The following is a 19,033-nucleotide window of genomic DNA, read 5'->3' as shown; positions in this document are numbered from 1 at the left end:
ACAAAGCCTGGTAAAACCAGGCTTGCGCTTGTCAGTCAGCAGATTAGCGCCGAAATTCACACTTTCGTGAGATTTCTGACGTAATCCGCCGACTTTTTACCATTTACTGCTTAGCCGCGAAACTCGCCGCGACCGTTGTACTTAGCTTTACCTGCCAATTGCTCTTCGATGCGCAGCAATTGGTTGTACTTGGACACGCGATCGGAACGGCACAGGGAACCGGTCTTGATCTGGCCCGCCGAAGTACCCACGGCCAGGTCGGCAATGGTGGAATCTTCGGTTTCGCCGGAGCGATGGGAGATCACGGCAGTGTAGCCCGCAGCCTTGGCCATCTGGATGGCTTCCAGGGTTTCGGTCAGGGTGCCGATCTGGTTGAACTTGATCAGGATAGAGTTGGCGATCTTCTTGTCGATGCCTTCTTTCAGGATCTTGGTGTTGGTCACGAACAAGTCGTCGCCCACCAGCTGGATTTTCTCGCCGATCTTGTCGGTGAGGATTTTCCAGCCATCCCAGTCGGACTCGTCCAGGCCGTCTTCGATCGAGATGATCGGGTAGCGCTGGGTCAGGCCCTTGAGGTATTCAGCAAAACCTTCGGAGTTGAACACCTGGCCTTCGCCGGACAGGTTGTACTTGCCGTCTTCATAGAATTCGCTGGCAGCGCAGTCCAGGGCCAGGGTCACGTCGGTGCCCAGCTTGTAGCCAGCGTTGGCGACGGCTTCGGAGATGACTTTGAGTGCATCTTCGTTGGAGGCCAGGTTCGGCGCGAAACCACCTTCGTCACCCACGGCAGTGCTCAGGCCACGGGCCTTCAGTACAGCCTTGAGGTGATGGAAAATCTCGGTGCCCATGCGCAGGCCTTCGGAGAAGGACTTGGCGCCAACCGGCTGCACCATGAATTCCTGGATGTCGACGTTGTTATCCGCGTGCTCGCCACCGTTGATGATGTTCATCATCGGCACCGGCATCGAGTAGACGCCAGGGGTGCCGTTCAGGTTGGCAATGTGTGCGTACAACGGCAGGTCCTGGTCCTGCGCGGCCGCCTTGGCAGCTGCCAGGGACACCGCGAGGATGGCGTTGGCGCCGAGGCTGCCTTTGTTTTCAGTGCCGTCGAGCTTGATCATCGCGTGGTCCAGGGCTTTCTGGTCCAGCGGGTCCTTGCCCAGCAACAGGTCACGAATCGGACCGTTGATGTTGGCTACAGCCTTGAGTACACCCTTGCCCAGGTAACGGCTCTTGTCGCCATCACGCAGTTCCAGCGCTTCGCGCGAACCGGTGGAAGCACCGGACGGCGCGCAGGCGCTGCCGATGATGCCGTTATCGAGAAGCACGTCGGCTTCGACGGTGGGGTTGCCACGGGAGTCGAGAACTTCACGACCTTTGATGTCGACGATTTTTGCCATTGTTGTAAACACTCCAAAGTTGACGAAAACGACGCAGCTGAAGGAAATCTTTTGACCGACCGCAAGGGTGGAACAACGGGGCAGGCTTGCAGACGACAAGGCTCAGGCCCGGGGGCCTGAGCGTAAAGCGTGGGAAATTCTACCGGAGAAATGCCAGTTACGCGGTCTCTACCGTCGGAAAACTCTTGACCAGCTCGTCCAACTGCTTGAGCTGGGCCAGGAATGGCTCCAGCTTGTCCAGGCGCAGGGCGCATGGGCCATCACATTTGGCGTTGTCCGGGTCTGGGTGAGCTTCAAGGAACAGGCCCGCCAGCGACTGGCTCATGCCCGCCTTGGCCAGGTCCGTCACCTGGGCACGTCGCCCGCCAGCGGAGTCCGAACGACCACCGGGCATTTGCAGCGCGTGGGTCACGTCGAAGAACACTGGGTATTCGAACTGTTTCATGATGCCGAAACCGAGCATGTCCACCACGAGGTTGTTGTAGCCGAAGCTTGAACCCCGCTCGCAGAGGATCAACTGGTCGTTACCCGCTTCCACGCACTTGCTCAGGATGTGTTTCATCTCCTGGGGGGCGAGGAACTGGGCTTTCTTGATATTTATCACAGCGCCGGTCTTGGCCATGGCGACCACGAGGTCGGTCTGGCGCGACAGAAAGGCCGGCAACTGGATGATGTCGCACACCTCGGCGACCACGGCAGCCTGCTCAGGCTCGTGGACGTCGGTGATGATCGGCACGCCGAAGGCTTGCTTGATGTCCTGGAAGATCCGCATGCCTTCTTCAAGGCCCGGGCCGCGATAGGAGGTCACGGACGAACGGTTGGCCTTGTCGAAGCTGGCCTTGAAGACATAAGGGATACCCAGTTTCTGGGTGACCCGCACGTACTCCTCACACACCTGCATCGCCATGTCGCGGCTTTCCAGCACGTTCATGCCGCCAAACAGCACCATGGGCTTGTCGTTGGCAATCTCGATGTCGCCTACGCGAATGATCTTCTGGGCCATCTGATTTACGCCTTCTTCTGGTGTTGCGTCAGTGCTGCTTTGACGAAACCACTGAACAACGGGTGACCGTCGCGCGGCGTCGAGGTGAACTCAGGGTGGAACTGGCAGGCCACGAACCATGGATGATCCGGTGCTTCGACCACTTCAACCAGCTTGCCATCATCGGAGCGACCGGAAATCTTCAGGCCGGCTTCCTTGATCTGCGGCAGCAGGTTGTTGTTCACTTCATAACGGTGGCGGTGGCGCTCGACGATCACGTCCTTGCCGTAGCAGTCATGAACCAGCGAACCCGGCTCCAGCAAGCAGTTTTGTGCGCCAAGGCGCATAGTGCCACCCAGGTCGGAGCTTTCGGTACGGGTTTCAACGGCGCCAGTGGCGTCTTCCCACTCGGTGATCAGGCCCACGACTGGATGGCCGCTGCTGTGATCGAACTCGGTAGAGTTGGCGTCTTTCCAGCCCAGCACGTTACGGGCGAACTCGATAACGGCCACTTGCATGCCCAGGCAGATACCCAGGTACGGCACCTTGTTTTCACGGGCGTACTGCACGGCAGTGATCTTGCCTTCCACGCCACGCAGGCCGAAACCGCCGGGAACGAGGATCGCGTCAACACCTTCGAGCAGCGCGGTGCCCTGGTTCTCGATGTCTTCGGAGTCGATGTAGCGCAGGTTGACCTTGGTACGGTTGCTGATACCGGCGTGGCTCATGGCTTCGATCAGCGACTTGTACGCGTCCAGCAGCTCCATGTACTTACCGACCATGGCGATGGTGACTTCATGCTCAGGGTTGAGCTTGGCGTCGACAACCGCGTCCCACTCGGACAGGTCGGCGCCGCCGCACTGCAGGCCGAAACGCTCGACCACAAAATCATCCAGCCCTTGCGAATGCAGAATGCCTGGGATCTTGTAAATGGTGTCGGCGTCTTCCAGGGCAATTACCGCACGTTCTTCAACGTTGGTGAACTGCGCGATCTTGCGGCGCGAGGAAATGTCGATCGGGTGATCGGAGCGGCATACCAGCACGTCCGGCTGCAGGCCGATGGAGCGCAGTTCCTTGACCGAGTGCTGGGTAGGCTTGGTTTTGGTTTCGCCGGCAGTGGCGATGTAGGGCACCAGTGTCAGGTGCATCAGCATCGCGCGCTTGGCGCCAACTTCGAAACGCAACTGGCGGATGGCTTCGAGGAACGGTTGGGACTCGATGTCACCCACGGTGCCACCGATCTCGACCATCGCCACGTCGGCATCGCCTGCACCCTTGATGATGCGGCGCTTGATTTCGTCGGTGATGTGCGGGATCACCTGGATGGTTGCACCCAGGTAGTCACCACGGCGCTCTTTGCGCAGCACGTGCTCGTAGACACGGCCGGTGGTGAAGTTGTTGTTCTGGGTCATGGTCGTGCGGATGAACCGCTCGTAGTGGCCCAGGTCCAGGTCGGTCTCGGCGCCGTCGTGGGTGACGAACACTTCACCGTGCTGGAACGGGCTCATGGTGCCCGGGTCAACGTTGATGTACGGGTCCAGCTTGAGCATGGTGACCTTAAGTCCCCGCGCCTCCAGGATGGCCGCCAATGAAGCGGAGGCAATGCCTTTCCCCAATGAAGAAACAACACCGCCCGTGACGAATATGTAGCGCGTCATGAAAAACCCTAGAAGTCTGCGTTAAAGCGGTCCGAGCCGCCGGGGAAAGCGAAGGAAGGCCGAAGCCCCCGATCACCTGCATTAATCACAGTGCACCTTTCAAAAAAACCGCCGCGTTGTGACAGACCAGCAATGAAACACCGGTACGTTGATCGCTACACATTTTTTGGAATCGCCCAGCAAAGACTGCTTGGTAATCGGCAACGACTGCGATTCAGGCGAATCCACAGAAGTTGTATCAAGAAGGGAGCGTAGTCTACCGGAAAGACGCTATCAGCTCAAACCTTGATCGCAGGTCTGTGGCAACCAATCCAACTGCACCTCACCCACCGACCGGGCCCATGCCCCCGCAACGCTTGGCACAGCCAGCAATTGCTCGCCCCGATAGACCAGCGGCAATCTGCCACGGACGAAGCCCGGCATGCCGCTTTCATTCAGCAGACGCTTGAGATCACGCCGGCCTCGGCCCGGTACGTCGATGATTTCGCCACCTTGGCGATAACGAACCTGCAGCGGGCCTTCGGGCGCCTTGCCGATAAACTTCAGTTGACCATTGCCCGTTAACTCTAGTGGATTTTGCGCATCGGGCCAGCTCACCGATGCGTCGGAAAACTCCGACCATGTTGAGGGCAACCACCAGATGCGTTCACCGCTACGCTGCATTTGACCGTCGGCCAGCCGCCACAGGGGCTGTGCGTCACCCTTGGCATCGCGCAGGGCATGCCAACCGGCCCAGTGGTCGCTGTCGGGTAAACGGGTCAGTGGCATCAGCCAATGCCGCAGGGCGTTGCGCTGGCGGGCATCGGATAGTTCGCGCAATGGTTCAAGCGCCAGAGACGGCAGAGGCAACCAGGGAAACGTAGAAGGCTGATCGGCGCGCTGCAGGTCCATCAGCGCCAACTCGTCGAGCAGCCCTTGCGCCTCAGCCATATGCTCAGCCGTGCGAGCCAGGTGGGTGATCGCGTGGGGCCAGCGTTCCGTCAGGGTTGGGAATACGCGGTGACGCAGGTAATTGCGGGAAAACCGTGGATCAGCATTGGAGGGATCTTCGATCCACTGCAACTGATGCTGATGGGCGTAGGCTTCCAGTTCGCGACGGGAGAACGCCAGCAACGGCCGCACCAAGTGGCCCTGCGCTAAGGGACGATGCTCAGGCATAGCTGCCAACCCTCGCACGCCGGCACCACGCAGCAGGCGAAACAGCAGGGTTTCGGCTTGATCGTCGCGGTGTTGGCCGGTGAAAAGCACCTCCCCTGCCCCCATGACCTGCATGAATGCTTGGTAGCGCGCATCGCGGGCCGCACGTTCAAGACTGGCGCCAGGCTGCACCTGCACGCGCATGGTCCGCAGGGGCACGCCCAGGCTGTCGCAGACCGCTTGGCAATGAGCAGGCCATACCTCTGCGGCAGCCTGCAGGCCATGGTGAATATGGACAGCGCTGAGGGGAGGTAATGTTTCGGACTTTGCCAGAGTGACCAGAAGATGCAGCAGCACAGTGGAATCGAGGCCACCCGAGAACGCGACGTGCCAGGCCGGGGCGTTACGCCAAGGGGCTAGGGTTTGCAGGAGGTTGGCGGATAAGCTGGGCGTCATGACAAAGTACCGCCATTCATCTGGAATGAAATAAACCAGCTTACACAAAACAAATGTGGGAGCGGGCTTGCTCGCGAATACGGATTATCAGCCACTGTATATGTGTCTGATACACCGCTTTCGCGAGCAAGCCCGCTCCCACATTTGGGTACCGCGTCGGCTTAGAGGCCGTAGCTCATCAGGCGCTCATAACGACGAGCCAGCAGCGCTTCGTTATCCAGCTTCTTGAGCATCGCCAGTTGCGAACCCAACTCGGCACGGATGGTCGCAGCAGCCGCAGCCGGGTCACGGTGGGCACCGCCCAATGGCTCGGCGATGACTTTGTCGACGATACCCAGGCCTTTGAGGCGATCGGCGGTGATGCCCATGGCTTCGGCAGCGTCCGGCGCCTTTTCGGCGGTTTTCCACAGGATCGAGGCACAACCTTCCGGCGAGATCACTGCGTAGGTCGAGTACTGCAACATATTCAGTTGGTCGCAGACACCAATGGCCAGCGCACCGCCAGAACCACCTTCACCGATCACGGTGGCGATGATCGGGGTTTTCAGGCGGGCCATGACGCGCAGGTTCCAGGCAATCGCTTCGCTCTGGTTGCGCTCTTCGGCGTCGATACCTGGGTAGGCACCCGGCGTGTCGATGAAGGTCAGGATCGGCATCTTGAAACGCTCGGCCATTTCCATCAGGCGGCACGCCTTGCGGTAGCCTTCCGGGCGCGGCATGCCGAAGTTGCGGCGTACTTTCTCGCGCACTTCACGGCCTTTCTGGTGACCGATCACCATCACCGGCTGGTCGTCCAGGCGAGCGATGCCGCCCACGATGGCCGCGTCGTCGGAGAAGTGACGGTCGCCATGCAACTCGTCGAACTCGGTGAAAATGTGCTCGATGTAGTCCAGGGTGTAAGGACGGCGCGGGTGGCGAGCCAGGCGCGCGATCTGCCAGCTGGTCAGCTTGCCGAAGATGTCTTCGGTGAGCGTGCTGCTCTTGTCTTGCAGGCGAGCGATCTCATCGCCGATATTCAGCGAATTGTCATTGCCGACCAGGCGCAGCTCTTCGATCTTGGCTTGCAGGTCAGCGATCGGCTGTTCGAAATCAAGAAAATTCGGGTTCATAAGCGTCCGTCTTGGGTCGACGGCCAAGGGGTGCCTGGCCAGCCGGTTGTCTATTCGCGCCCTACCTTAAGGGAGAGGCGCGTTTAGGTCGAGATTAAATGTTTAGTCGAGATCAGACTCATCTGACCGTCAACGGTATTGGAGGAAGACGTTGTCTCGCCCGAACTGGTCACGCAAAGCTTGAATCAAGCCATCAGCGGGATCAATTCGCCACGTCTCACCAAACTGCAACATGGCCTTGGCATCGCTACCGGTGTACTCCATGGTCACCGGGCATGCGCCACGGTGGCGTTTGAGCAAGTCCCCCAACCAGCGTAGCTGATCGCCTTTAAGCGCTTCGGTCTTGACCTTCAGGCGCAGGCTCTCGGCCAGGTTGGTGCGGGCATCTTCCATGCTCATCACCCGCTTGATACGCAGGCGCAGACCACCGGAGAAGTCATCATTGCTGACCTCCCCTTCCACCACCACCATGGCGTCGGTTTGCAGCAGCGACTGGGCGGAGTGGAACGCGTCGGCAAACAATGACGCTTCGATGCGGCCCGAGCGGTCATCGAGGGTGATGAAGCCCATCTTGTCGCCCTTCTTATTTTTCATCACCCGCAGGGCGATGATCATGCCGGCGACGGTCTGGGTATCCCGCGCCGGTTTCAGGTCGATGATGCGCTGACGGGCGAAACGGCGGATTTCGCCTTCGTACTCGTCAATCGGGTGGCCGGTGAGGTAGAGGCCCAAGGTGTCTTTCTCACCTTTCAGACGTTCCTTGAGGGTCAGTTCCTTGGCCTTGCGGTGGTTGGCATAGACATCCGCATCCTCTTCGACGAACAGCCCACCAAACAGGTCGGCGTGGCCGCTGTCATGGGTACGGGCAGTCTGTTCGGCAGCCTTGATCGCCTCTTCCATGGCGGTCAGCAGCACCGCGCGGTTGCGGTCGATATTAGCCTGGTAAGCCTTCGGCTCATCATGGAAGTACGGGCCAAGACGGTCGAGTGCGCCGCTGCGGATCAGGCCATCGAGGGTACGCTTGTTGATGCGCTTGAGGTCCACCCGCGCACAGAAATCGAACAGGTCTTTGAACGGCCCGTCCTGACGCGCTTCGGTAATGGCCTCCACCGGGCCTTCGCCCACGCCCTTGATCGCGCCGAGGCCATAGATGATGCGGCCTTCGTCGTTCACCGTGAACTTGAACTCCGAAGCGTTCACGTCCGGCGCGTCGAGACGCAGCTTCATGGTGCGCACTTCCTCGATCAAGGTCACAACCTTGTCGGTGTTGTGCATATCCGCCGAGAGTACCGCCGCCATGAACGGCGCCGGGTAGTGGGCTTTCAGCCAGGCGGTCTGGTACGACACCAGGCCGTAGGCGGCGGAGTGGGATTTGTTGAAGCCATAACCGGCGAATTTTTCTACCAGGTCGAAGATGTTACCGGCCAGGTCGGCATCGATGTTGTTAGTCGCGCAGCCTTCAATGAAACCGCCGCGTTGCTTGGCCATTTCCTCGGGCTTTTTCTTACCCATGGCGCGACGCAGCATGTCCGCACCGCCGAGGGTGTAGCCGGCCATCACCTGGGCGATCTGCATCACCTGTTCCTGGTACAGGATGATGCCGTAGGTCGGCGCCAGTACGGGCTTGAGGCCCTCATACTGGTAGTCGGAGTGCGGATAAGCCAGCTCGGCGCGCCCGTGTTTACGGTTGATGAAGTCATCCACCATGCCCGATTGCAGCGGGCCCGGACGGAACAGGGCCACCAGTGCGATCAAGTCTTCCAGGCAGTCGGGCTTGAGCTTTTTGATCAGCTCTTTCATGCCCCGGGATTCAAGCTGGAACACCGCGGTGGTTTCGGCTTTTTGCAGCAGGCTGTAGGTCGGTTTATCGTCCAGCGGGATAAACGCGATATCCAGCGGTTCTTCGCCGACCTTGGCACGGTCGCGGTTGATGGTCTTGAGCGCCCAGTCGATGATCGTCAGGGTCCGCAGGCCGAGGAAGTCGAACTTCACCAGGCCGGCCGCCTCCACGTCGTCCTTGTCGAACTGAGTGACCAGGCCGTCGCCTTCTTCATCGCAATAGATCGGCGAAAAGTCGGTGAGCTTGGTCGGCGCGATAACCACACCGCCGGCGTGTTTACCGACGTTACGCACCACGCCTTCGAGCTTGCGCGCCATGTCCCAGATTTCGGCGGCTTCTTCATCGACCTTGATAAAGTCACGCAGGATTTCTTCCTGCTCGTAGGCTTTTTCCAGGGTCATGCCGACTTCGAACGGGATCATCTTCGACAGGCGGTCCGCCAAACCGTAGGACTTGCCCTGCACCCGCGCCACGTCGCGGATTACCGCTTTGGCGGCCATGGAACCGAAGGTGATGATCTGACTTACCGCGTTGCGGCCATATTTCTCGGCCACGTATTCAATCACGCGGTCTCGGCCATCCATGCAGAAGTCAACGTCGAAGTCGGGCATGGAAACCCGTTCCGGGTTCAGGAACCGTTCGAACAGCAGGTCATATTCCAGCGGGTCAAGGTCGGTGATCTTCTGTACATAGGCCACCAGCGAGCCAGCACCTGACCCCCGGCCCGGACCTACCGGTACGCCGTTGTTTTTGGCCCACTGGATAAAGTCCATTACGATCAGGAAGTAACCGGGGAATCCCATCTGGATGATGATATCCAGCTCGAAATTCAACCGATCGACATACACCTGGCGCTTGGCTTCGTAGTCCTCGGTGGTGTCCTTGGGCAGCAGGACGCTCAGGCGTTCTTCCAGGCCATCGAACGACACTTTTCGAAAATATTCGTCGATGGTCATGCCATCGGGAATCGGGAAGTTGGGCAGGAAGTGCTTGCCCAGCTTTACTTCAATGTTGCAGCGCTTGGCGATCTCGACGGAGTTCTCAAGGGCCTCGGGCAAATCGCTGAACAGCTCCGCCATTTCATCGGCGCTTTTGAGGTACTGCTCTTCGCTGTAGTTCTTCGAACGGCGCGGGTCGTCCAGGGCCCGGCCTTCGCCGATGCACACGCGGGTTTCGTGGGCTTCGAAATCTTCTTTCTTGATAAAGCGCACATCGTTGGTCGCCACCAGCGGCGCACCCAGCTTGTCGGCCAGGGCTACGGCAGCGTGCAGGTGCTCTTCATCATTGGGGCGATTGGTACGCTGCACTTCCAGGTAGAAACGGCCCGGGAATACCTGCATCCACTCGCGCGCCAGCACCTCGGCTTCCTGGGGGTTGCCGCCCAGCAGCGCGATACCGATTTCACCCTCTTTGGCCGCCGAGAGCATGATCAGGCCCTCGCTGGCTTCGGCCACCCACTCGCGTTCGATGATGATCGAGCCGTTGCGCTGGCCGTCGATAAAGCCACGGGAGATCAGTTCGGTGAGGTTGCGATAACCCACACCGTTCATCGCCAGCAGGCTGATGCGGCTCAGGGGGTTATCCGGGTCTTTGTTGGACAGCCACAGGTCGGCGCCGCAGATCGGCTTGATGCCGGCGCCCATGGCGTTCTTGTAGAACTTGACCAGGGAACACATGTTGTTCTGGTCGGTAACCGCGACCGCAGGCATGTTCATGCCCACCAGGGTTTTGACCAGCGGTTTGATCCGTACCAGGCCGTCGACCAGGGAGTACTCAGTGTGCAGGCGTAGATGAACGAATGAAGCCGGCATAGTGATCCTGTCTTGATACATGAAAACAACAAGGCCCGGATTGTACCGGGCCTGGGTAAAAACATCAGCCTTGCTGCTAAACCTCGATCAGGCTTTCACGGGCCTCATAAGCCTGGCGTACCGGGGCAAACGAGCGGCGATGGATCGGGGTGGGGCCGAGCCGAGCCAGGGCTTCCAGATGAACGGGCGTCGGGTAGCCCTTATGCCCGCCAATCCCGTAGCCGGGATAGATCAATTCGAACGCGGCCATTTCACGGTCGCGGCTGACCTTGGCCAGGATCGAGGCGGCGGCAATGGCGGGAACCTTGCTATCGCCCTTGACCACCGCTTCGGACGGCATCGTCAGCTTGGGGCAACGGTTGCCGTCGATCATCGCCATTTTCGGGGTGATGTGCAGCCCTTCCACTGCGCGCTGCATCGCCAGCATGGTGGCGTGCAGGATATTCAGCGCGTCGATTTCTTCGACTTCAGCCCGGGCGATATGCCAGCTCAGGGCCTTTTCACAGATCTCGTCATAGAGTTTTTCGCGGCGCGCTTCGGTGAGTTTCTTCGAATCGTTGAGCCCCAGGATCGGGCGGTTCGGATCAAGGATCACCGCCGCCGTGACCACAGCGCCACACAGCGGGCCGCGCCCGACTTCGTCAACACCCGCCACCAGTTCGTGGGCTTGGGCAACGAGGCTGAAATCCAGGCCCATTTGCATGGTCATAAGGCGTCCTGTTTATGGCCGATCAAGGTCAGTACGGCATCGGCCGCCTGGTTCGAGGCATCACGGCGCAACGTGCGGTGAATGTCGTCGAAACCACGGGTCTGCTCTTCGCCGCCCTCGATCAAGGGTAGTAGAGTTTGCGCAAGCGCTTCGGGCGTTGCATCGTCCTGCAACAACTCCGGCACCAGCAGGCGCTGTGCCAGCAGGTTGGGCAAGGAAATGTAAGGGCTCTTGACCATGCGCTTGAGAATCCAGAAGGTCAGTGGCGCCAGGCGATAGGCCACGACCATCGGCCGCTTGTACAGCAAGGCCTCCAGCGTGGCAGTGCCCGAGGCGATCAACACCGCATCGCAGGCTGCCAGCGCCAGGTGGGACTGGCCATCGAGCAGGGTCAACGGCAGGTTGCGACCTTCCAGCAGGGTTTCGATCTGCGCACGGCGTTGCGGGCTGGCACAGGGCAGCACAAAGCGAATCCCCGGCTTTTGCGCTTGCAGACGTTCGGCAGCATCAAAGAACAACGCACCCAAGCGCCCCACCTCGCCGCCACGACTCCCTGGCATCAACGCAACCAAGGGGCCATCGGGCAAACCCAGCTCAGCGCGCGCGGCAGCACGGTCAGCCTGCAAGGGAATGGCGTCAGCCAAGGTGTGGCCGACAAACCGCACCGGCACGCCCTTCTCTTCGTAGAACCGGGCTTCGAACGGCAGCAACGTCAACATCAGGTCGCAGCCTTCGCGGATTTTCAACACGCGCTTCTGGCGCCACGCCCATACGGATGGGCTGACGTAGTGCACGGTCTTGATCCCGGCCTGACGCAACTTGAGTTCGATATTGAGAGTGAAATCCGGCGCATCGATGCCGATAAAGACGTCAGGCTTTTCTTCGATCAGCGTCTTGATCAGCAGCTTGCGGCGAGCCAGCAGCTCACGCAGGCGTCCCAAGACTTCTACCAGCCCCATGACCGACAGGCGCTCCATGGGGAAGTAGGAGGTCAGGCCTTCGGCCTGCATCAACGGGCCGCCGACCCCGATAAATTCCACCGCCGGATGCTGGGCCTTGAGCGCCCGCATCAAGCCGGCACCCAGGATATCGCCGGAAGCTTCACCGGCCACGAGCGCAATACGCAGAGTGGCCATGATCAGCGGGTGATGCCGCGAGTCGAGGTCTGGATAGAGTCACGGAACACCGCGACTTCCGGAAACTGCGTGGCAGGCTCTGCCAGCTCGGCCAGGGCCTGCTCCACGGTCAACCCTTGGCGGTAAACCGTCTTGTAGGCACGGCGCAGGGCGTGGATGGCCTCTTCGCTGAAACCGCGGCGACGCATGCCTTCAAAATTCATGCTACGGGCTTCGGCAGGGTTGCCGAATACCGTCACGAACGCCGGGACATCCTTGCCAATGGCGGTGCCCATGCCGGAAAAGCTGTGGGCGCCGATATGGCAGTACTGATGCACCAGGGTAAAACCGGAGAGGATCGCCCAATCGTCAACGTGCACATGGCCTGCCAACGCGGTGTTGTTGACCAGGATGCAATGGTTGCCGATCACGCTGTCATGGCCGATATGCGCATAGGCCATCACCAGGTTGTGATCGCCCAACGTGGTTTCAGCGCGATCCTGCACGGTGCCGCGGTGAATGGTGACGCCTTCACGAATGATGTTGTGGTCACCGATGACCAGGCGTGTTTCTTCACCCTTGTACTTCATGTCCGGGGTGTCTTCGCCTACCGAGGAGAACTGGTAGATACGATTGTGTTTGCCAATACGGGTCGGACCTTTAAGGATCACGTGTGGCCCGATGACAGTCCCCTCGCCGATTTCCACACCTGCGCCGACGATCGACCAAGGGCCGACCTCAACGTCGGCGGCCAGTACGGCCGACGGATCGATGATTGCGCGAGGGTCAATCAAACTCATAGTTTGCGTTCCGCACAGATGATCTCGGCAGAGCACACCGGCTTGCCATCTACCGAGGCCTGGCATTCGAACTTCCAGATCTGGCGCTTGCAACTGATGAACTTGGCTTCCAGGATCAACTGGTCACCCGGGGTGACCGGGTTGCGAAAACGCAGCTTGTCGGAACCCACGAAATAGTAAAGCGTGCCGTCGGCAGGCTTGAGGTCGAGCATTTTGAAACCAAGGATACCGGCAGCCTGGGCCATGGCTTCGATGATCAACACACCCGGCATGATTGGATGCGCAGGAAAGTGACCGTTGAAGAATGGTTCGTTGATGCTGACATTCTTGTAGGCACGAATGCGCTTTTCCTCGACGTTGAGGTCCACTACGCGGTCCACCAGCAGGAACGGGTAACGGTGAGGCAGGTATTCGCGAATCTCGTTGATGTCCATCATTTCGGGGGGAAGCCTGTAATAAAGATTGGGGGCGGGCGCACCAGGCGCACGCCCCGCTAGCAAATCAAGGAGGCCGTCTAGCGGCTGCGCACACTTGATATGGAAATGGTATCAGCCTTCTGATGAAGCATTACCGCCGGGGGTCACGTCCCCGACACGCTTTTCAAGCTGTTTGATACGTCGTGCCATGTCGTCGATCTTCCTCAAACGCGCGGCACTCTTGCGCCATTCGGCCGCAGGTTGCATCGCGGTACCGGACGAATAGGCCCCTGGCTCTGTGATCGAGTGGGTCACCATGGTCATGCCGGTGATGAAGACGTTGTCGCAAATGTCGATATGCCCCACCAGCCCTACGCCACCGGCGAGCATGCAATGCTTGCCGATCTTGGTGCTGCCGGAAATACCCACGCAGGCGGCCATGGCGGTGTGATCGCCAATCTGCACGTTGTGGGCGATCTGGATCTGGTTATCGAGCTTCACACCGTTACCGATCACGGTATCGGCCAGGGCCCCGCGATCCACAGCAGTGTTCACGCCGATCTCCACATCATCGCCGATCAATACGCCACCGACCTGGGCGATCTTGTGCCAGATGCCCTTGGCATTGGCAAAGCCGAAGCCCTCACCGCCGATCACGGCGCCCGACTGGATGACCACACGCTGACCGATACGCACATCGTGGTACAGGGTTACGCGAGGAGCCAGCCAGCCATCGGCACCAATTTCGCAGCGCGCGCCGATGAAACAGTGGGCACCCACGGTGACGCCTGCACCAATACGCGCTCCACTCTCGATCACGGCAAACGCGCCGATGCTGGCCGTCGGGTCAACCTGGGCATCCTCGGCGATCACGGCAGACGGGTGAATACCGCCAGCCGCCTTCGGCTTGGGATCGAACAGGTGCGACGCCTTGGCGTACGACAGATACGGGTCGGCTACCACCAGCGCATCCCCAATAAACCCTTCGGCGTCAGCGGCCTTCAGCAACACGGCTGCGGCCTGGCAGTCGACCAGGTATTTACGGTATTGAGGATTTGCGAGGAAGCTCAACTGAGCTGGGCCAGCCTCCTGCAAGGTGGCTAGCCCAGTGATTTCTTTCTCCTTGGAGCCACGCAAGGTGGCCCCCAGGAACTCGGCCAACTCGCCGAGTTTGATAGTCGCTGTCATGGTTTACTTCAGCTGGTTCATGCGCTCGATCACCTGGCGGGTGATGTCGTATTGAGGCTTGACGTCGATCACGGCGCCACGCTCGAACACCAGGTCAAAGGCACCTTTCTTGATGACTTCTTCCACAGCGCTGTCCAATTTCGGCTTGAGCTGCTTGAGCATTTCGCGGTCGGCCACAGCCTTGGCTTCGTTCAGCTCCTTGGATTGGAACTGGTAGTCACGGGCCTTTTGCTTGAATTCAAGCTCCAGACGCTCGCGCTCGCCTTGCTGCATCTTGTCGCCACCGGCTACCAGGCGGTCCTGGATACCCTTGGCGCTGCTTTCCAGCGTCTTGAGCTTGGTCAGCTGCGGACCGAATTTCTTCTCGGCATCCACGGCGTATCGCTTGGCCGCATCGGACTCCAGCAGGGCCATCTGATAGTTCAGGACCGCGATTTTCATTTCGGCGAAGGCCGGGGTGGTGACCAGCACAGTGGCCAGCAAGACCAATTGAGTCAACTTACGCACGATGTACTCCTACAGAATCCGTTGTCGTTATCTTAGGTCAGACGCTTAGAACGTCTGGCCGAGGGAGAATTGGAAAATCTGGGTTTCAGCGTTATCCGGTTTCTTGATCGGCATGGCCAGAGCAAAGCTCAACGGGCCCAGCGCAGTCACCCAGGTCACACCCACGCCGACGGAGCTTGCCAGGTTGCTGAGGCTCACGTCGTTGCATTGGGTGTTGGACTTCACGCCACTCGGGTTGGTGATCTGATCGCACTTGGAGTCGAACACGTTACCCACGTCCCAGAAGACCGAAGTACGCAGGGAACGCTGGTCCTTGACGAACGGCAGCGGGAACAGAATCTCCGCACCACCCTGGATCAGCACGTTACCACCGAATGGCAGCGGGTCGTTGTCCGAATCAGCAGTTGTGCCTCGGTTACCCGTCACGCCAACACCACGGCTTGGGGTACCACGCGGGCCCAGGGTACTGTCCTTGAAGCCACGTACCGAGTTGAAGCCACCAGCATAGTAGTTTTCATAGAACGGCAAGCCATTGGTCGAACCATAACCGTCGCCATAGCCCAGCTCTGTGTGCAGGCGCATGGTGTAGTTATCGCTCAACGGTTGGAACAACTGGCCGCGGTAGTCGAGCTTGAAGAACGACAGGTCGCTGCCCGGCGTGGTGACTTCCGCAGTCAGGCTCTGGGAGTGGCCGCGGGTTGCCAGTACGCCTTTGTTCAGGGTCGACTCGGACCAGCCGGCAGACGCCTTGAAGTTCAGGAACTTGTCGCCTTCACGACGGGTGAAGTCAAAGATTTCGTCCACGGTGTACACACCGGTCTTGATCTCATCCTGCTGTGCGGTGAGGCCGAAGGTCAGGCGCGACGTCTCGCTGATCGGGTAACCCACGTTGACACCAGCACCCAGGCTGTCGATCGCATAGCTTGCAACGTCAACATCGAGGTCTTTGTAGTCGGTGGTGCGGTAGAAGGCGTTGTAGCCCAGGCTCACACCGTCTGCAGTCCAGTAGGGGTCGGTGTAGCCGAAGTTGTATCGGCTCTGGTATTCGCTGCGGGTCAGGCCGATGGACACACGGTTACCGGTACCCAGGAAGTTGTTCTGCGTGATGGAACCACCCAGGATCAAACCGGCGCTCTGAGCGAAACCGACGCTGGCGGTGATCGAACCCGAGGCTTGTTCTTCAACGGCGTAGTTCACGTCAACCTGGTCATCCACACCCGGTACAGCCGGGGTTTCGACGTTGACTTCCTTGAAGAAGCCCAGGCGCTCAAGACGGGTCTTGGACTGGTCGATCAGGTAGGTCGAAGCCCAGCCACCTTCCATCTGACGCATTTCACGACGCAGCACTTCGTCCGCAGACTTGGTGTTGCCACGGAAGTTGATGCGGTTGACGTAGGCACGCTTGCCTGGATCGACGACGAAGGTGATGTCCACCGTGTGGTCTTCATCATTCGGGGTCGGCACGCCGTTGACGTTGGCGAAGGTATAGCCTTCGTTACCCAGGCGACGGGTGATCAGTTCAGAGGTGGTGGTCATCAGCTTGCGCGAGAACACCTGGTCCTTCTGCACCAGCAGCAGGGACTTGACCTGGTCTTCAGGCACTTTCAGGTCGCCGCTGAGCTTGACGTCACGAACCTTGTACTTCTCGCCTTCGTTGACGTTGACGGTGATGTAGACGTGCTTCTTGTCCGGGGTGATGGACACCTGGGTCGAAGCGATGTCCATGTTGATGTAGCCACGGTCCAGGTAGTAGGAGCGCAGGCGTTCCAGGTCACCGGAGAGTTTTTCACGGGCGTACTTGTCATCGTTCTTGAAGAACGACAACCAGTTGGTGGTCTTGAGTTCGAACAGGTCAACCAGGTCTTCATCAGGGAACTTGGTGTTACCCACGACGTTGATGTGCTGGATGGCGGCCACGGTACCTTCGTTGATGTTGACCTTCAGGCCCACACGGTTACGAGGCTGGGGGATCACTTCGGTTTCCACCGTCGCGGAGTAGCGGCCCTGGGCAACGTACTGGCGTTGCAGCTCGTTACGCACACCCTCAAGGGTCGCGCGCTGGAAGATCTCGCCCTCGGCCAGGCCCGATTGCTTCAGGCCCTTCATCAGGTCTTCAGTGGAGATGGCCTTGTTACCTTCGATCGCGATACTCGCGACGGAAGGTCGCTCGACGACCGTGATGACCAGGACGTTGCCTTCGCGACCCAGTTGGATATCTTGAAAGAACCCGGTTTTGAACAGCGCACGAGTGGATTCCACCAGGCGACGATCATCCGCCTGTTCCCCGACGTTCAACGGCAAGGCACCAAAGACGCTACCCGCGGAAACCCGCTGGAGGCCGTTGACGCGAATATCGGAGATGGTGAAGGACTCGGCGTGAACTTCGGCGATCATCAATACGGTGAGAACCGCAGTTAGCAGCAGACGTTTCATGAAGTCCTTTCTTATTCCAACTGGCAATAAACAAACTGCCGCAAAATGCGGCAGATTCGCAATTCAGCGAAGCGTTACAGACGTCCCAGATCGTTGACCAGGGCTAACAACATCACCCCGACCACCAAACTGATACCGATCTGTATCCCCCAACCCTGCACCCGATCCGACAAGGGGCGACCACGCACCCACTCGACCAGATAAAACAGCAGATGCCCCCCATCCAATACTGGAATGGGCAGCAAATTCAGAACCCCAAGGCTAATACTCAGATAAGCCAGGAAATTCAGGAAATCCGCGACACCCGACTGGGCAGAAGCGCCCGCCACTTTAGCAATGGTTATCGGTCCACTCAAGTTTTTTACCGAGAGCTCACCGAACAACATTTTCTTGAGGGATTCGAGGGTCAGCACGCTCATGGTCCAGGTGCGTTTCGCACCCTCGCCAATCGCGGCCAAAGGCCCGTAGCTGACCTCTCGCACCATCGATGGCGGCCATTCGACACCCTTGACCCCGGCACCCAGGTAACCCCCGGCTGCCTTGGCTTCGCTTCGCACCGACAAGGTCACAGGGACGTCGATTTGAGCACCGTCGCGCTCAACTTTCAGCACAATTTTGGTATCAGGGCGCACACGCACCAGGTCGACCACCTGCTGCCAGTCACCCAGCGCCTGGCCATCGAGGGCCAGCAAGCGATCACCGGTTTTCAGGCCAGCAGCCTGGGCCGGGCCTTTCGGATCGAGCTCGGCCAGCACCGGCGGCAAGGCCGGACGCCAAGGGCGGATCCCCAGGGATTTGATCGGATCGGGCTCATCAGCGCCCTTGAGCCAATGGTCCAGAGCCAATGCCCGCGGGGTTTCGGCGCTGGAATCCTGGTCGCGCACCACCACATTGACGGTGCCGCTCTCGCCCAGGCGACGCACCAACTGCAAGTTGACCGCGCCCCAGCCCGTGGTGGGTTCGCCATCAATGGATACAATTTCCTGCCCAGCCGTCAGGCCAGCCTTGGCCGCGATGCTGTCCGCTTCGACCGCACCAATGACCGGGCGCACCTGCTGGCTGCCCAGCATGGCCAAGACCCAGAAGAACACCATCGCCAACAGAAAGTTGGCAATCGGCCCCGCCGCAACAATCGCAATACGCTGACGAACGGTCTTGCGATTGAAGGATAGGTCCAGCTGGTCTGCAGGCACTTCGCCTTCGCGCTCATCGAGCATCTTGACGTAGCCGCCCAACGGGATAGCAGCAATGACAAACTCGGTGCCGCGGCGGTCATGCCAGCGCAACAACGGCATGCCGAAACCGACGGAAAAGCGCAATACCTTGACGCCGCAACGACGCGCCACCCAGAAGTGGCCGAATTCGTGGAAGGTCACCAACACACCCAGAGCAACCAGGGTGCCGACAATCATGTAGAGCGCACTCATCTAATTTCTCCGCATTTCAATCCAATGCCTGAAGACTCAAACCTG

14 protein-coding genes are annotated in these 19,033 nt (G+C 59.4%); all 14 read right to left on the bottom strand.

The window, feature by feature from the left end; genetic code table 11:
• Positions 1 to 110: 110 nt before the first annotated feature.
• Positions 111 to 1,400 (bottom strand): phosphopyruvate hydratase, encoded by a 1,290-nt coding sequence (eno, locus tag A7K61_RS13810; protein WP_003189193.1) that lies wholly within the window; start codon positions 1,398 to 1,400, stop codon positions 111 to 113.
• Between the two features lie 157 nt (positions 1,401 to 1,557).
• Positions 1,558 to 2,403 carry a 3-deoxy-8-phosphooctulonate synthase gene (gene kdsA / locus A7K61_RS13805; protein WP_003189190.1) on the bottom strand — a complete coding sequence of 282 codons (846 nt, stop codon included), beginning with the start codon at positions 2,401 to 2,403 and terminating at the stop codon, positions 1,558 to 1,560.
• Positions 2,404 to 2,408: 5 nt separating this feature from the next.
• On the bottom strand, positions 2,409 to 4,040 hold the full coding sequence (locus tag A7K61_RS13800) for a CTP synthase (RefSeq protein WP_047712743.1): 1,632 nt from the start codon (positions 4,038 to 4,040) through the stop codon (positions 2,409 to 2,411).
• A 273-nt stretch (positions 4,041 to 4,313) separates the two neighbouring features.
• Complete coding sequence (tilS, locus tag A7K61_RS13795; RefSeq protein WP_069557781.1) at positions 4,314 to 5,633, bottom strand: tRNA lysidine(34) synthetase TilS; 1,320 nt, start codon at positions 5,631 to 5,633, stop codon at positions 4,314 to 4,316.
• Positions 5,634 to 5,794: 161 nt separating this feature from the next.
• Entirely contained in the window at positions 5,795 to 6,742 is a 948-nt protein-coding gene (locus A7K61_RS13790) for an acetyl-CoA carboxylase carboxyltransferase subunit alpha (protein ID WP_003189182.1), read from the bottom strand.
• Between the two features lie 129 nt (positions 6,743 to 6,871).
• Entirely contained in the window at positions 6,872 to 10,393 is a 3,522-nt protein-coding gene (gene dnaE / locus A7K61_RS13785) for a DNA polymerase III subunit alpha (protein WP_032893179.1), read from the bottom strand.
• Positions 10,394 to 10,469: 76 nt separating this feature from the next.
• Positions 10,470 to 11,096, bottom strand: coding sequence for a ribonuclease HII (gene rnhB, locus A7K61_RS13780; RefSeq protein WP_161794314.1), 627 nt, complete (start codon positions 11,094 to 11,096; stop codon positions 10,470 to 10,472).
• A 2-nt stretch (positions 11,097 to 11,098) separates the two neighbouring features.
• Positions 11,099 to 12,238: a lipid-A-disaccharide synthase gene (gene lpxB / locus A7K61_RS13775; RefSeq protein WP_044272531.1), complete on the bottom strand. Its 1,140-nt coding sequence runs from the start codon at positions 12,236 to 12,238 to the stop codon at positions 11,099 to 11,101.
• Positions 12,239 to 12,240: 2 nt separating this feature from the next.
• Entirely contained in the window at positions 12,241 to 13,017 is a 777-nt protein-coding gene (lpxA, locus tag A7K61_RS13770) for an acyl-ACP--UDP-N-acetylglucosamine O-acyltransferase (protein WP_032893181.1), read from the bottom strand.
• Positions 13,014 to 13,454 carry a 3-hydroxyacyl-ACP dehydratase FabZ gene (gene fabZ, locus A7K61_RS13765; protein WP_003172281.1) on the bottom strand — a complete coding sequence of 147 codons (441 nt, stop codon included), beginning with the start codon at positions 13,452 to 13,454 and terminating at the stop codon, positions 13,014 to 13,016. The genes lpxA and fabZ overlap by 4 nt, the downstream gene beginning before the upstream one ends.
• Before the next feature lie 111 nt (positions 13,455 to 13,565).
• On the bottom strand, positions 13,566 to 14,621 hold the full coding sequence (gene lpxD, locus A7K61_RS13760; protein ID WP_047712739.1) for a UDP-3-O-(3-hydroxymyristoyl)glucosamine N-acyltransferase: 1,056 nt from the start codon (positions 14,619 to 14,621) through the stop codon (positions 13,566 to 13,568).
• A gap of 3 nt (positions 14,622 to 14,624) precedes the next feature.
• Positions 14,625 to 15,128 carry an OmpH family outer membrane protein gene (locus A7K61_RS13755; protein ID WP_003189173.1) on the bottom strand — a complete coding sequence of 168 codons (504 nt, stop codon included), beginning with the start codon at positions 15,126 to 15,128 and terminating at the stop codon, positions 14,625 to 14,627.
• Positions 15,129 to 15,173: 45 nt separating this feature from the next.
• On the bottom strand, positions 15,174 to 17,561 hold the full coding sequence (gene bamA / locus A7K61_RS13750; protein ID WP_044272528.1) for an outer membrane protein assembly factor BamA: 2,388 nt from the start codon (positions 17,559 to 17,561) through the stop codon (positions 15,174 to 15,176).
• Between the two features lie 74 nt (positions 17,562 to 17,635).
• A complete protein-coding gene (gene rseP / locus A7K61_RS13745) occupies positions 17,636 to 18,988 on the bottom strand; it encodes a sigma E protease regulator RseP (RefSeq protein ID WP_069557780.1) in 1,353 nt (450 codons plus the stop codon).
• Positions 18,989 to 19,033: the final 45 nt, after the last annotated feature.

It is taken from the genome of Pseudomonas sp. AP42 (assembly GCF_001728935.1).
In the GTDB taxonomy this organism is placed as follows: Bacteria; Pseudomonadota; Gammaproteobacteria; order Pseudomonadales; family Pseudomonadaceae; genus Aquipseudomonas; species Aquipseudomonas lactis.
Note: the sequence above shows the minus strand (reverse complement) of the source record. Positions and strands in the feature narration are given on the sequence as shown.